This window comes from Ensifer sp. GW821-FHT05G01 (genome assembly GCF_059419585.1).
The window spans coordinates 55,796-68,500 of sequence record NZ_JBWKSC010000003.1; the positions used below are offsets into that span (position 1 = coordinate 55,796).

The 12,705-nt window shown below is 62.1% G+C and carries 13 protein-coding genes and 1 riboswitch; of the genes, 6 read left to right on the forward strand and 7 right to left on the reverse strand.

All coding sequences use genetic code 11. The features are described 5' to 3' along the window. Positions 1–147: 147 nt before the first annotated feature. From AC07UR_RS09030 to AC07UR_RS09040, 3 genes are all read left to right on the forward strand, one after another. The gene (locus AC07UR_RS09030) at positions 148–1,068 is read left to right on the forward strand and encodes a DnaJ C-terminal domain-containing protein (protein ID WP_209791838.1); all 921 of its coding nucleotides are present in this window, start codon (positions 148–150) and stop codon (positions 1,066–1,068) included. Then, on the forward strand, positions 1,065–1,379 hold the full coding sequence (locus AC07UR_RS09035; protein ID WP_173420019.1) for a chaperone modulator CbpM: 315 nt from the start codon (positions 1,065–1,067) through the stop codon (positions 1,377–1,379). The genes AC07UR_RS09030 and AC07UR_RS09035 overlap by 4 nt, the downstream gene beginning before the upstream one ends. 411 nt (positions 1,380–1,790) lie before the next feature. Continuing rightward, on the forward strand, positions 1,791–2,150 hold the full coding sequence (locus AC07UR_RS09040; RefSeq protein ID WP_173420020.1) for a hypothetical protein: 360 nt from the start codon (positions 1,791–1,793) through the stop codon (positions 2,148–2,150). 28 nt (positions 2,151–2,178) lie between these two features. Here AC07UR_RS09040 and AC07UR_RS09045 read toward each other — a convergent pair whose 3' ends face one another. Both AC07UR_RS09045 and AC07UR_RS09050 read right to left on the reverse strand, forming a co-directional pair. Then, the gene (locus AC07UR_RS09045) at positions 2,179–3,156 is read right to left on the reverse strand and encodes a DUF1775 domain-containing protein (RefSeq protein WP_209791839.1); all 978 of its coding nucleotides are present in this window, start codon (positions 3,154–3,156) and stop codon (positions 2,179–2,181) included. Between the two features lie 94 nt (positions 3,157–3,250). Beyond that, a complete protein-coding gene (locus AC07UR_RS09050; protein WP_209791841.1) occupies positions 3,251–3,640 on the reverse strand; it encodes a hypothetical protein in 390 nt (129 codons plus the stop codon). Positions 3,641–3,801: 161 nt separating this feature from the next. Continuing rightward, a riboswitch (glycine riboswitch) is annotated at positions 3,802–3,889 on the forward strand. Between the two features lie 145 nt (positions 3,890–4,034). Between AC07UR_RS09050 and gcvT the strand changes: the two genes are divergently transcribed. From gcvT to gcvP, 3 genes are read left to right on the forward strand one after another with little or no spacing between them, the layout of a single operon-like run. After that, positions 4,035–5,174: a glycine cleavage system aminomethyltransferase GcvT gene (gene gcvT / locus AC07UR_RS09055; protein ID WP_209791844.1), complete on the forward strand. Its 1,140-nt coding sequence runs from the start codon at positions 4,035–4,037 to the stop codon at positions 5,172–5,174. Positions 5,175–5,190: 16 nt separating this feature from the next. Continuing rightward, the gene (gene gcvH, locus AC07UR_RS09060; protein ID WP_025427112.1) at positions 5,191–5,553 is read left to right on the forward strand and encodes a glycine cleavage system protein GcvH; all 363 of its coding nucleotides are present in this window, start codon (positions 5,191–5,193) and stop codon (positions 5,551–5,553) included. Next, positions 5,553–8,417 carry an aminomethyl-transferring glycine dehydrogenase gene (gene gcvP / locus AC07UR_RS09065; protein ID WP_209791846.1) on the forward strand — a complete coding sequence of 955 codons (2,865 nt, stop codon included), beginning with the start codon at positions 5,553–5,555 and terminating at the stop codon, positions 8,415–8,417. Before gcvH ends, gcvP begins: the two co-directional genes overlap by 1 nt. A gap of 47 nt (positions 8,418–8,464) precedes the next feature. On the opposite strand, the gene AC07UR_RS09070 is transcribed toward gcvP, so the two are convergent. From AC07UR_RS09070 to AC07UR_RS09090, 5 genes are all read right to left on the reverse strand, one after another. After that, positions 8,465–8,893: a response regulator gene (locus AC07UR_RS09070; RefSeq protein ID WP_209791848.1), complete on the reverse strand. Its 429-nt coding sequence runs from the start codon at positions 8,891–8,893 to the stop codon at positions 8,465–8,467. Positions 8,894–8,903: 10 nt separating this feature from the next. After that, a complete protein-coding gene (locus AC07UR_RS09075) occupies positions 8,904–10,409 on the reverse strand; it encodes a sensor histidine kinase (RefSeq protein WP_209791850.1) in 1,506 nt (501 codons plus the stop codon). A 92-nt stretch (positions 10,410–10,501) separates the two neighbouring features. Then, positions 10,502–10,894, reverse strand: a complete 393-nt coding sequence (gene sufA, locus AC07UR_RS09080) for a Fe-S cluster assembly scaffold SufA (RefSeq protein WP_209791852.1) — start codon at positions 10,892–10,894, stop codon at positions 10,502–10,504. 98 nt (positions 10,895–10,992) lie between these two features. Next, positions 10,993–11,373, reverse strand: a complete 381-nt coding sequence (locus AC07UR_RS09085; RefSeq protein ID WP_173420028.1) for an SUF system Fe-S cluster assembly protein — start codon at positions 11,371–11,373, stop codon at positions 10,993–10,995. A 71-nt stretch (positions 11,374–11,444) separates the two neighbouring features. Continuing rightward, positions 11,445–12,686, reverse strand: a complete 1,242-nt coding sequence (locus AC07UR_RS09090; protein WP_209791854.1) for a cysteine desulfurase — start codon at positions 12,684–12,686, stop codon at positions 11,445–11,447. Between the last annotated feature and the right edge of the window lie 19 nt (positions 12,687–12,705).

The window sequence follows — 12,705 nt, forward strand, 5'->3', positions numbered from 1 at the left end:
GGTCGCCGTTCGCTTTCGGCCTGTCGTTTCGGCGCGGCTGCCCTATGCTTGTCCTCAAGCGACCGACTACCCAAATGGATTGGGACATGTGAGCTGTATGGCCCCACCCTGATCCGCTGCCGATCGCTTCAGTCTGAAGGAGTCCGCATGCCGAGCAATCCATACGAAACCCTTGGTGTCAGCCGGGACGCCACGCAGAAAGACATTCAGAGCGCCTACCGCAAGCTCGCCAAGAAACTTCATCCTGATCTCAATCCCGGAGACAAGGGAGCGGAGGAGCGTTTCAAGGCGGTATCGGCTGCCTATGCGCTTTTGAGCGACGAGGAGAAGCGCGGCAAGTTCGATCGCGGCGAGATCGACGAGACCGGCGCGGAGACGGCGCCGCGCAACTTCTACCGCGACTATGCCGGCGCCGGCGGCACCGCCGGGCGTTATGAAAGCGCCCACGGATTTCAGGATTTCGGCGACAAGGACGATATCTTCTCCAGCTTCTTTTCTCGTCGTGGTCGGGGTCAGCAATCCATGCGCGGGCAGGATTTACATTTTTCCATGGAGATCGATCTGCTTGAGGCGGTCAATGGCGCCAAGAAGCAGATCAGCCTGCCGGGTGGCGGGCCGGCCCTTGATCTGACGATCCCGCCGGGCACGCGCGATGGGCAGACGCTGCGCCTGCGTGGCAAGGGCGAGCCTGGCCACAACGGCGCCGCCGCCGGCGACGCGCTGATCGACATCCGTGTGCGGCCGCATCCGCTGTTCCAGGTGGACGGTGAGGATGTCCGCTACGATATCCCGATTTCGCTCAGCGAAGCGGTGCTTGGCGGCAAGATCCGCGTTCCAACGATGGATGGGGCTGTCAATGTCACCATCCCGCCGCACTCCAATACCGGCAAGGTCTTGCGGCTGAAGGGCAAGGGCATGCGCAAGCCGGCTGGCGGCCACGGCGATGCCTATGTGACGCTGAAGATCACGCTTGCGCCGCATGCCGATCCGTCGCTCGCTGCCTTCGTTGAAGGATGGGCAGCCGGCAAGGCAGAGGATCCCCGCAAGAACCTGGGAGGCAACGCATGAACGATAGCGAGTTTTGCGAACACCTCGAAATCGAGGTCACGGTGCTCCAAGTCTGGGTCGAACAGCGTTGGCTGGTGCCGCGCCGGGAAGACAGCGGCTGGATCTTCGAAGAGGATGATCTTGCCCGCGCCCGCCTGATCCAGGACCTGACCGGCCCTATGGGGGTCAACAACGACGGCGTCGACGTCGCCATGCAACTTCTCGATCAGATCCACGGCCTGCGCGGCCGATTGCGCGCTTTGATGACGGCGATCCGCAGTCAGGATCCTGATGTTCAGAGGCTTATCCTGTCTCGCGTGGACGACGAATAATCGACTGCGACCACCGGAATTGCGGCAATTCCAAAGCTTTCGCCAGAAGCAGGGTGTTGGCGAACTCGAGCAGTCGTAGTCGTTGCGCATCATGGCGCCCATGGCCTGCATCCGTTCGACAAACTGCGACGCATCCGGCGCAAACGGTCTTGTTCGCAACGGACATCGGTGTCCCTTCACCTTTGCGGCCATGCCGGCGTCCGCCGCCTTCTGTATTGCCACTATCTCCGGATTAAAATCCGCATTGGCATCGTGTGCGGTCACGATCACCAGTCGCCTGGCCACATATGGCGCTGCCATTTCCGGCAATCGTTAGGATTTGACTAAAAGGCGGCTACCAGTTTTCACCGGGCTTCAAGTGAAATCGCGCAAAACGGAAAGGATTGACAACAACGAAGGCAGGTGAAGACCTTGGTACAGGTCGTTACGGTATCCGCGACTACAGCGGCCTATGCGGCTGAAGCCGTCAAGCCGAAGGCGCGCGTGTCCGGCGATGGCCCGGCGGACGAGGCGATCACCTTGCTTTCGCCTCGCCGTTCCAGTGAGCCGGCGATCACGCCTGCTTCCGTCCCGAAGATGAAGGGTGCGCTTCCGCTATCGTTGATGCTGATGAGCGCCGATGGCCGTCTGCCTCAGCAGACCGAGGCCGAAACCTTGCGTCGTTATCTCGAATACATGCGCGAGGACGACGACGCGTCGCAAGACCACGAAAGCGAAAGCCGGCAGGAGGACCCTGCCGGCGATGACGATGAGAGCGGCGCCGCCGCCTGAGGCAACGCAGTTCGTCTTGTCGGGTCGTTCAGTGGTGCGAGTGACCGCCGGTTGCGGCAGCACCACCGCCCGCCGTTCCCACGGCAAGCTTGGCATCGACCGTGCCGGCCTTCTCGAAGACCAGCGTCACCGGCACCGTTTCGCCTTCGGCAAACGGCTTCGACACCTGCATGAACATCAGATGCAGGCCGCCAGCCTTGAGTTCGACCGTTTCGCCAGCGGGGATGACGACGCCGTCATCGAGCTTGCGCATCTTCATCACGTCGTTTTCCATCGCCATTTCATGGATTTCGACACGGCCCGCGACCGGGCTTTCGACTGCCACGAGGCGATCATCGGCACCGCCACCGTTCTTGATCGTCAGGAAGCCACCGCCGACCTTGGCGCCGGGCAGCATCGCCTTGGCTGCGCCGCCTGAAATTTCGAGGTCGCCCAGCTTGATTGGCCCGTCAGCGGCCATATGGCCGGCGTGCTCGTCGCCACCGGTGGCCAACTTCACCGTCACTGTAGGAGCTGGGCTCTTCAGATCGTGTGCACTCTGCCCCTCAGCCGCAACCTGGTCCCAGACCACCTTGCCGTCCGTGCCGCACAACTGCACGGTCGGGAAAGCAAGCACCGTTTCCTTGTCAAAGCCCGAGACCTTACCCTTGACGACGAAGGTGTCGTAGAATTCGTCTGGCAGATTGCCACCCTTCCAGCGGATCTCGACCGGGCCGGACGAAACCTTGTCACCGTGATTGTCATAGGTCTTCTTGTAGTCGCCCTTGATGATTTCCAGCTCCCAGCCGGGCTTCGGCTGTGGCTTGGCGAAGACGAAGCCTTCGGGCAGCTTCACCTGCACTTCTGTCGTTGCCTTGCCGTCGCAGCCATGCGGGACTTGCAGCACCGCCTTGAAGCTCTTTTCGGCTTGGGCGGTGTCGCTTTCAAACGTCGCGTGGGCGTGAGCGATGCCGGCGGTCGTGAGCGCGAGGCCGAGGGTAAGCACAGTCAGTCTGGTCGTGTTCATGTCGTAATCTCCTGACCACGGGCCGGTGGGAGCCCGGTCCTGCCGTGGTCGATGCCGCCAACGCGGCGCATTGAATTGAATGCGTTTGGAAGCGTTACGACTGTTGAGGAGGTCCGCGCGGCGGCGGCAGGAGGCGGACCTGCTTGATGGCGACATCGTCGTGCGCCTGCTTCGAGCCGGCGAGCCAATTGCCGGTCTCGGCGCGTTCGCTTTGCTGTGGCGGCGTCGGCAGGAGGGCCGCGCCTGCGAGCCGGCAAGCTTCGCAGACTGGCGCCATGGATTGCGACTTGCCGCTATCGTGGTCGACGCCATCCGTTCCGAAGCAGATTTCGGCGATGGTTCCATCGGGGAGCTGGTAAGCTGCAATCTCACCGGGCGGCAGGCTTTTCGCCATCGCCGGCTTATGGGCGAAGGACAGGAACACAAGCGCGAAAGCGGCGACAATGCGCACAGCAATCGGCAAATGTCCCTTACACCTAGTCATTGTCGTCCCCGGTATCGATCCTGAGTTATCCTCAAGCAGAGGAGAATGCAAAGGCAGAATTGACGCACCCGTTTGTCGCGCCGGAAAATCGCTGCGACAAAAATGTGTTTGACCGCGACACCGCCCCCTTGCCAAGTTCACAGGTTCGCCGTTATTTGGAGGCGATCTTGTTGGGAGAAACCGGTTCGTTCCGGTGCCGAAGGAGCAACCGCCCCGGAAACTCTCAGGCCAAAGGACCAGCAAGGTGCCGGTAGGACTCTGGAGAGAAGCGTTTTTGACGCTCGCCGAAGGGATAACAATCTCAGGCAAAGGGACAGAGGGGGCTCGAATTTGACGGCGTCTGACGCCGGAAGTGTGAGCCGGCGCGCGTGCGCGCCAGACCTGGAGGCCGGAGTTGGAAGACATTTCCCATTTGAAACATACGCCGTTGCGTGCGCTGCACCTTTCGCTGGGTGCCCGCATGGTGCCCTTTGCCGGCTACGAGATGCCGGTTCAATACCCTGATGGCGTGATGAAGGAGCACCTGCATACGCGCACTGCGGCAGGCCTTTTCGACGTCTCGCACATGGGCCAGGTCATCGTCCGGCCGAAGTCCGGCAAGATCGAGGACGCGGCTCTGGCGCTGGAAAAGCTGGTGCCGGTCGACGTGCTCGGCCTTGGCGAAGGCCGTCAGCGCTATGCGATCTTCACCAATACCGAAGGCGGCATTCTGGACGATCTGATGATCGCCAACCGGGGCGACCACCTCTTCCTCGTCGTCAACGCCGCCTGCAAGGATGCGGATTTCGAGCACCTGAAGAAAGGTCTCTCCGACAGCTGCGAAGTCACGATGCTCGATGACCGGGCGCTGATTGCGCTGCAGGGTCCCCACGCAGAGGCGGTCCTTGGTGAATTGTGGGCCGATGTCTCGGCCATGCGCTTCATGGATGTCGCCGAAGCCGATCTGCATGACGTGACCTGCATCATCTCGCGTTCCGGCTACACCGGCGAAGACGGGTTTGAAATTTCGATTCCCTCGATCTCGGCCGCCGATGTGACCCAGCGTCTGCTCGAACACCCTGATGTCAAGCCGATCGGCCTTGGCGCGCGCGATTCGCTGCGTCTGGAAGCCGGCCTTTGTCTCTACGGCAACGATATCGACACCACCACGACGCCGGTCGAAGGCGCGATCGAGTGGGCGATGCAGAAGGCGCGCCGCGCCGGTGGCGCTCGCGAGGGCGGCTTTCCCGGCGCCGATCGCATTCTTGGCCAGTTCGCTCAAGGCGCGTCACGCCGCCGCGTTGGCCTGAAGCCCGAGGGCCGGGCGCCCGTGCGCGGTGGTGCCAATCTGTTTGCCGACACCGAGGGCAAGACGCTCGTCGGCAAGGTGACTTCAGGCGGCTTCGGCCCCACCGTCGATGGCCCTATTGCCATGGGCTACGTCGACGCCACCCATACCGACAACGGCGCGACCGTCTATGCGGAGGTGCGCGGCAAGTATCTGCCTGTCGTCGTCACCGCCCTGCCCTTTGTCAAACAAACCTACAAACGCTGATCAGGAGAGAGCGCAAATGTTGAAGTTCACCGACGAACACGAGTGGCTGAAGGTCGAAGCAGGCGTAGCAACGGTTGGAATCACCGAACACGCGGCCGGCCAGCTCGGCGATCTCGTCTTTGTGGAACTGCCGGAAACCGGCTCCACCTTCGCAAAGGGCGACACGGCCGCGACCGTCGAATCCGTCAAGGCAGCATCCGACGTCTATTGTCCACTTGATGGCGAAATCGTCGAAGTCAACCAGGCGATCGTCGACGACCCGTCGCTGGTCAACAGCGACCCGCAGGGCGCTGCCTGGTTCTTCAAGCTGAAACTCGCCGATCCGAACGCAGCCGACGCCCTTCTCGACGAAGCGGCCTACAAGGAGCTCGTCGCCTGATGAGCATGCCCAAGGACTTCACCTTTACCGACTACAAGCCGTATGACTTCGCCAACCGGCGTCATATCGGCCCGTCGCCGGCGGAAATGGATGAGATGCTGAAGGTCGTCGGTTATCCGTCGCTCGACGCGCTCATCGACGACACCGTGCCGCCGTCGATCCGTCAGAAGACTCCGCTCGCCTGGGGCGCGCCGATGACCGAGCGCGAAGCGCTCGACAAGATGCGCGAAACGGCCAACCGCAACCAGAAGCTCGTGTCGCTGATCGGCCAGGGCTACTACGGCACGATCACGCCGCCGGTCATCCAGCGCAACATCCTGGAAAATCCGGCCTGGTACACGGCCTACACGCCCTATCAGCCGGAAATCAGCCAGGGCCGCCTGGAAGCGCTGCTCAACTACCAGACCATGGTCTGCGACCTCACGGGCCTCGACGTCGCCAACGCCTCGCTGCTCGACGAAGCGACGGCTGCCGCCGAAGCGATGGCCATGGCCGAACGCGTCTCGAAGTCCAAGGCGAAGGCCTTCTTCGTCGACGAGAATTGCCATCCGCAGACGATCGCGCTTCTGAAGACCCGTGCCGAGCCGCTCGGCTGGCAGATCATCATCGGCAATCCCTTCACCGATCTCGATCCGGTCGACGTCTTCGGCGCCATCTTCCAGTATCCGGGAACCTACGGCCAGGTGAACGACTTCACCGGCCTGATCGCGCGCCTGCACCAGACCGGTGCTATCGCAACGGTCGCTGCCGACCCGCTGGCACTGGCGCTCCTGAAGTCGCCGGGCGAAATGGGCGCCGATATCGCCATCGGTTGCACCCAGCGCTTCGGCGTTCCGGTCGGTTATGGCGGTCCGCACGCCGCCTACATGGCCGTCAAGGACGCGCACAAGCGCTCGATGCCGGGCCGCCTCGTCGGCGTCTCCGTCGATGCCCGCGGCAACCGCGCCTATCGCCTGTCGCTTCAGACCCGCGAACAGCATATCCGCCGCGAAAAGGCGACGTCGAACATCTGCACCGCGCAGGTGCTTCTGGCTGTCATGGCCTCGATGTATGCTGTCTTCCATGGACCGAAGGGCATCAAGGCGATCGCCCAGAGCGTTCACCAGAAGACCGTTCGTCTCGCCATGGGCCTCGAAAAGCTCGGCTACACCGTCGAGCCGGACGTGTTCTTCGACACGATCACCGTCGATGTCGGCAAGCTGCAGGGCATCATCCTCAAGACTGCCGTCGCCGAGGAAGTGAACCTGCGCAAGATCGGCGAGACCAAGATCGGCATCAGCCTCGACGAGCGCTCGCGCCCCGTCACGCTCGAAGCCGTCTGGCGCGCCTTTGGCGGCGACTTCAAGGTGGAAGAGTTCGAGCCCGGCTACCGTCTGCCGCAGCCGCTCCTGCGCACCAGCGAGTACCTGACGCATCCGATCTTCCACATGAACCGCGCCGAGAGCGAAATGACGCGGTACATCCGCCGTCTTTCCGACCGCGACCTCGCGCTCGACCGGGCGATGATCCCGCTCGGTTCCTGCACGATGAAGCTCAACGCCACGGCCGAGATGCTTCCGATCACCTGGCCGGAATTTGCCGAAATCCATCCTTTCGTTCCCAAGGATCAGGCAGCCGGCTACCAGCACATGATCGAAGATCTGTCGGAAAAGCTCTGCGCCGTCACCGGCTATGATGCGATTTCCATGCAGCCGAACTCCGGCGCGCAAGGCGAATATGCCGGTCTCCTTACGATCCGCGCCTACCATCTGGCGCAGGGTAACGATCACCGCGACGTCTGCCTGATCCCGACCTCGGCGCACGGCACCAATCCGGCCTCCGCCCAGATGGCTGGCATGAAGGTTGTCGTCATCAAGGTGAGCGAAAACGGCGACATCGACATGGACGATTTCCGTGCGAAAGCCGAGCAGTACGCGGAAAACCTCTCGTGCTGCATGATCACCTACCCCTCGACGCACGGCGTGTTCGAGGAGAACGTTCGCGAGGTCTGCGAGATCGTGCACAAGCATGGTGGCCAGGTTTACCTGGACGGCGCCAACATGAACGCCATGGTCGGTCTTGCCCGCCCTGGCGACATCGGCTCCGACGTCAGCCACCTGAACCTGCATAAGACCTTCTGCATCCCGCACGGCGGCGGCGGTCCCGGCATGGGCCCGATCGGCGTCAAGGCGCATCTGGCGCCCTACCTGCCCGGTCACCCGGAAACGGACGGCAATGACGGTGCGGTTTCGGCGGCTCCCTTCGGCTCGGCTTCGATCCTGCCGATCTCCTGGAGCTATTGCCTGATGATGGGCGGCGAAGGCCTGACCCAGGCGACGAAGGTGGCGATCCTCAACGCCAACTACATCGCTGCCCGGCTGAAGGGCGCCTATGAGGTGCTCTACAAGTCGTCCAAGGGCCGTGTGGCGCATGAGTGCATCATCGACACCCGTCCACTGGTCGAAAGCGCCGGCGTGACTGTTGACGACGTTGCCAAGCGCCTGATCGACTGCGGCTTCCACGCTCCGACCATGAGCTGGCCGGTTGCCGGCACCCTGATGATCGAGCCGACCGAATCGGAAACCAAGGCCGAAATCGATCGTTTCTGCGATGCGATGCTGGCAATCCGCGAGGAAGCCCGCGCCATCGAGGAAGGCCGGATGGACAAGGTCAACAACCCGCTGAAGAATGCACCGCACACGGTCGAGGACCTGGTCGGCGAATGGGATCGTCCCTATTCGCGCGAACAGGCCTGCTACCCGCCGGGCGCCTTCCGGGTCGACAAGTACTGGTCTCCGGTCAATCGCGTCGACAACGTCTTCGGCGACCGCAATCTGGTCTGCACCTGCCCGCCGCTGGAAAGCTACGCGGAAGCAGCGGAATAAGCCTGCGAACAGCGGGGCGCGCCACGACGGCGCGCCCCGTTTTCACTCTATTGCTGAAGGATGGCGCCGCCAGGCGGCAAGGTGTTCTCTATCCAGAAGCGAACGAAAGCCTCGGCGAACTGCCGGTAGCCTGAAAGCGACGACGGCTTGGCCGCATAGGCGTTTGCTCCGGCCTTGTAGGACCTGACGACGTCACTCGGATTGGTAGACGAGGTCAGCACGATCACAGGCAGCACCGATGTGCCCTCATTGGAGCGTATGCGCTCCAGCAATTCCATCCCGTCGATCCCGGGCATCTTAATATCGAGAAGCACATAATCGAAGTGCTCGCGCGCGAGCCGCTGGACGGCCTCGTCGGCGTGGGTGACATGGACGATGTCCAGCGTGTCGTCCGTCTGCGAAAGCGCGCGCGTGACGAAACGCGCGTCGTGCGCGTTGTCTTCCACCACAAGCAATCGCTTCGGTGACTTGGCCAAGCCTGTCGCCTTATCTGGTCTTCCGCATCCGTTTCGGAAGGGTCACCACAAACCGTGCGCCTTCGACAAAGCCGATGTCAAGATGGATCGATCCGTTGTGGCTTTCAGCGATCCGCTTGGCGAGCGCAAGGCCGATGCCGGTGCCGCCATAGGTGTTCTCGTCGTGATGGAGGCGCTGGAACACTTCGAAGATGCGTGTGGCGAAGCGCGGGTCGATGCCGATGCCGTTGTCCTCAACCACAAACTCGACCTGCTGATCGGCGATGCGACCCTTGATGCGCACGACCGGCCGGCGGTCCGGGTGGCGATACTTGATGGCATTGCCGACCAGATTCTGAACGAGCCGGCGCAACAGTTCCGGGTCACCTTGCACCCTCGGCAGCGAGCCGACCTCGAAGCTGACATTCGCCTCACGGGCGTGGCCGTCGAGCACACTGAGCGTGTCGGCGACGATATCGTTGAGGTCAACGTCTGACCACGTGCTGATCTGATAGGCGATCTGCGAATAATCGAGCAGGCTGTCGATAACCCGGTTCATCCGTTTGGCGCTGTCGCGCAGGTGGCGGGCGCTGGCTGAAACTTCATGCTGGTTGCCGGCAGCCAACTCGTCTTCGATCATCTCGGAGAACATCGAGATGTGCCTCAAAGGCGCCTTCAGATCGTGAGAGACGGTTGCCGTGAACTGATCGAGCGCCACGTTCTTGTGCTCAAGCTCCTGTCGCTGGCGTTCGAGCGCCAGCTCTGCGCGCTTGAGTTCGGTCACGTCGACCCGCAGGACGACGGTGTTTCCGTCCTTGGTCTTGATGTTTTCCACCCGCAGCCACCGGTCGCCGGCGTAACTGTAGATCTTCGGCTGGTTGTCCGGTTGACGAAAGTCCTGCAGACGGTGCGCCACCCAGGCCGGCCACTCCGGGTTGCCGGGCAAGGCTTCGGGATAGTGACCTGCTCTCTGCGCAAGCAGAAGGATCTCTTCGGCCGTGATACCGGGGCGCAGCAAAGGGCCGGCCGGGCCGCAGATCGTTACATAGGCGCGATTGTAGACCAGCAGCCTTTCCTCCGCATCGAAGATTGCAAAACCTTCGGGCATGACGTCGAGCGCCGCGTCAAGCATGTCCGACGCCCGCTGCCGCTCCTGCACGGCCTTGGCGAGGTCCGAGACATCGCGAATGATGCCGATCAGGGCCAGTTCCCGCCCGCCGGCATCGACAAGCGGTGTCGTGCGCAAATGACCCGAGAATGTCGAGCCATCGCGCCGGACGTAGCTATAAGTCGAGGTGCGCGCGATCCTTTCATCGACGTTCGCCGCGCGATTGTGCAGGCGCCTCGCATATTCGCTGTCGTCCGCATAGATCAGGCGCGCTGGTTGGCCGATGAACGCATCCGCTGCATAACCGAATTGCGCCAGCGCCGCCGGGTTGGCCGAGCGAATAATGCGCGACGCATCAAGGATGATCACCGGATCCGGAAAGGTCTCATAGAGCGCCTTGAAGACAAGCTCCTCGTCGAACGCCGTCACGCCCTTCTCCCCCCGTCACCCGGCCGCATATCAGCAGAAAAAAGGCCCGGCGAAAAGCCGGGCCTGCCATCTCTAGAAACGCAATGAGCGTGTCAGTTCGCCGGCACCACGGCGTCGCCGCGCGCCGCAAGCGCTGCCAGGTCGGCCGGCTTCAGCTCGACCGATTCGCCGCACCCACAGGCGGATGTCTGGTTGGGATTGTTGAAGGTGAAACCGGAGCGAAGGGTCGTTACCTCGAAGTCCATCTGCGTGCCGAGCAGGTAAAGCACCGCTTCGGGCGCGACCCAGACCTTGGCGCCATCGCGTTCGATCAGATCGTCTTTCGCATTGGGTTCGGTAACGAGGTCAACGGCATATTCCATGCCGGCGCAGCCGCCCTTCTTGATGCCGACGCGGATGCCCAGGGCATCGGCACCGGCATTTTCCACGATCGACCGGACGCGGCTGGCAGCAGCATCGGTCAAGCTCATCACGGCAAAGCCCATCGGCCTTATCTCCTTGTCGCCACCGGGGTTAAGGCCCGGCGCCTTCCAGAATCAAATGTAGTGTCCGCAGCTTAACGGATCAATATGGCGCCTTGCGGTCAGTACCAGCCGATCGCCACTTGGGCCTCTTCCGACATGCGGTCCGGCGTCCACGGCGGGTCGAAGGTCATCGCCACTTCGACGCCCGACACGCCCTCAACGGCGCCAACCGCATTTTCGACCCAGCCGGGCATCTCGCCGGCAACGGGGCAACCGGGTGCCGTCAGCGTCATGTCGATCTTGACCATGCGGTCGTCTTCGATGTCGATCTTGTAAATCAGCCCGAGTTCGAAGATGTCAGCCGGGATTTCCGGGTCGTAGACGGTCTTCAGCGCGCTGATGATATCGTCGCTCAGCCGTGCCAGTTCTTCGGCCGGGATTGCCGAATGCACGATGCCCTCGCGGACGTCGATTTTGTCTTGCGTTGCATCCAGGCTCATGTCGGCCTCCTAGACTTTCTCTTTTGGTTCAGATGCTTGCATGGTAAGCCTGAACCATTTTTCAAACTCGATCAGGCGAAGAACTTACGCGCATGCTCCAGCGCGTCCGCCAACGCGTCCACTTCGGCCCGTGTGTTGTAGAGGCCGAAGGATGCGCGGCATGTGGAGGTGACGCCGAAGCGTTTCAAGAGCGGCTGCGCACAATGGGTGCCGGCACGCACTGCAACACCGGCGCGGTCGATCACCGTCGAAATATCATGGGCGTGAACGCCCGCAATCTCGAAGGAGAAGATGCTGCCTTTGCCGGGTGCGTCGCCGAACACTTTCAGCGAATTGATCCTCGACAGGCGCTCGCGGGCATAGTCCGTCAGGTCAGCTTCGTGTCGTGTGATCGCCGCCCGTCCGATCTTTTCCATGTAGTCGAGCGCATAGCCGAGCCCGATCGCCTGTACGATCGGCGGTGTGCCGGCCTCGAAACGGTGCGGCGGATCGTTGTAGGTGATGCGGTCTTCCGTCACTTCCTCGATCATTTCGCCGCCACCCATGAAGGGGCGCATTTCCTTCAGGCGGTCCATCTTGCCGTAAAGCACGCCAATGCCCGAGGGGCCGTAGAGCTTGTGACCGGTCATCACGTACCAGTCGCAATCGATGTCCTGCACGTCGACAGGCATATGAACAGCGCCCTGGCTGCCGTCGACCAACACCGGGATCCCCCGCTCGCGGGCGATGCGGCAAATTTCCTTGACCGGAACCACGGTGCCCAGCGCATTCGACATATGGGTAATGGCGATGAGCTTGGTGCGCTCCGTCAGGCATTTTACGAAATCTTCGATGTGGAAGGCGCCGTCGTCGTCGATCGGCGCCCAGACCAGCTTGGCGCCCTGGCGTTCCCTGATGAAATGCCATGGTACGATGTTGGAGTGGTGCTCCATGATCGACAGCACGATCTCGTCGCCCTCGCCGAGCTTCGGCATGCCGTAACCATAGGCGACCGTATTGATCGCCTCGGTGGAGGATTTCGTGAAGATGATGTTGTCGGCAGAGGGCGCATTCAGGAAGCGGCGCACCTTCTCGCGCGACGCTTCATAGGCTTCGGTGGCAGCGTTCGAGAGAAAATGCAGCCCGCGATGCACGTTGGCGTATTCATTGGAGTAGGCATGGCTCACCGCGTCGATGACGACCTGCGGCTTCTGCGCCGATGCGCCGTTGTCGAGATAGACAAGCGGTTTGCCATAGACGGTTCGCGACAGGATCGGAAAATCCCTGCGGATCGCTTCGACGTCGTAGGCGGGCACCGGCACAGTGTGTTCCATGTCATTCAATCCAATCAGA

Bases quoted from the DNA above. Each gene is read 5' to 3' on its own strand.
- AC07UR_RS09030 (WP_209791838.1), top strand. From the start codon at position 148: ATGCCGAGCAATCCATACGAAACCCTTGGTGTCAGCCGGGACGCCACG.
- AC07UR_RS09035 (WP_173420019.1), top strand. From the start codon at position 1,065: ATGAACGATAGCGAGTTTTGCGAACACCTCGAAATCGAGGTCACGGTG.
- AC07UR_RS09045 (WP_209791839.1), bottom strand. From the start codon at position 3,156: ATGAACACGACCAGACTGACTGTGCTTACCCTCGGCCTCGCGCTCACG.
- AC07UR_RS09050 (WP_209791841.1), bottom strand. From the start codon at position 3,640: ATGACTAGGTGTAAGGGACATTTGCCGATTGCTGTGCGCATTGTCGCC.
- gcvH (WP_025427112.1), top strand. From the start codon at position 5,191: ATGTTGAAGTTCACCGACGAACACGAGTGGCTGAAGGTCGAAGCAGGC.
- gcvP (WP_209791846.1), top strand. From the start codon at position 5,553: ATGAGCATGCCCAAGGACTTCACCTTTACCGACTACAAGCCGTATGAC.
- sufA (WP_209791852.1), bottom strand. From the start codon at position 10,894: ATGGGCTTTGCCGTGATGAGCTTGACCGATGCTGCTGCCAGCCGCGTC.
- AC07UR_RS09085 (WP_173420028.1), bottom strand. From the start codon at position 11,373: ATGAGCCTGGATGCAACGCAAGACAAAATCGACGTCCGCGAGGGCATC.
- AC07UR_RS09090 (WP_209791854.1), bottom strand. From the start codon at position 12,686: ATGGAACACACTGTGCCGGTGCCCGCCTACGACGTCGAAGCGATCCGC.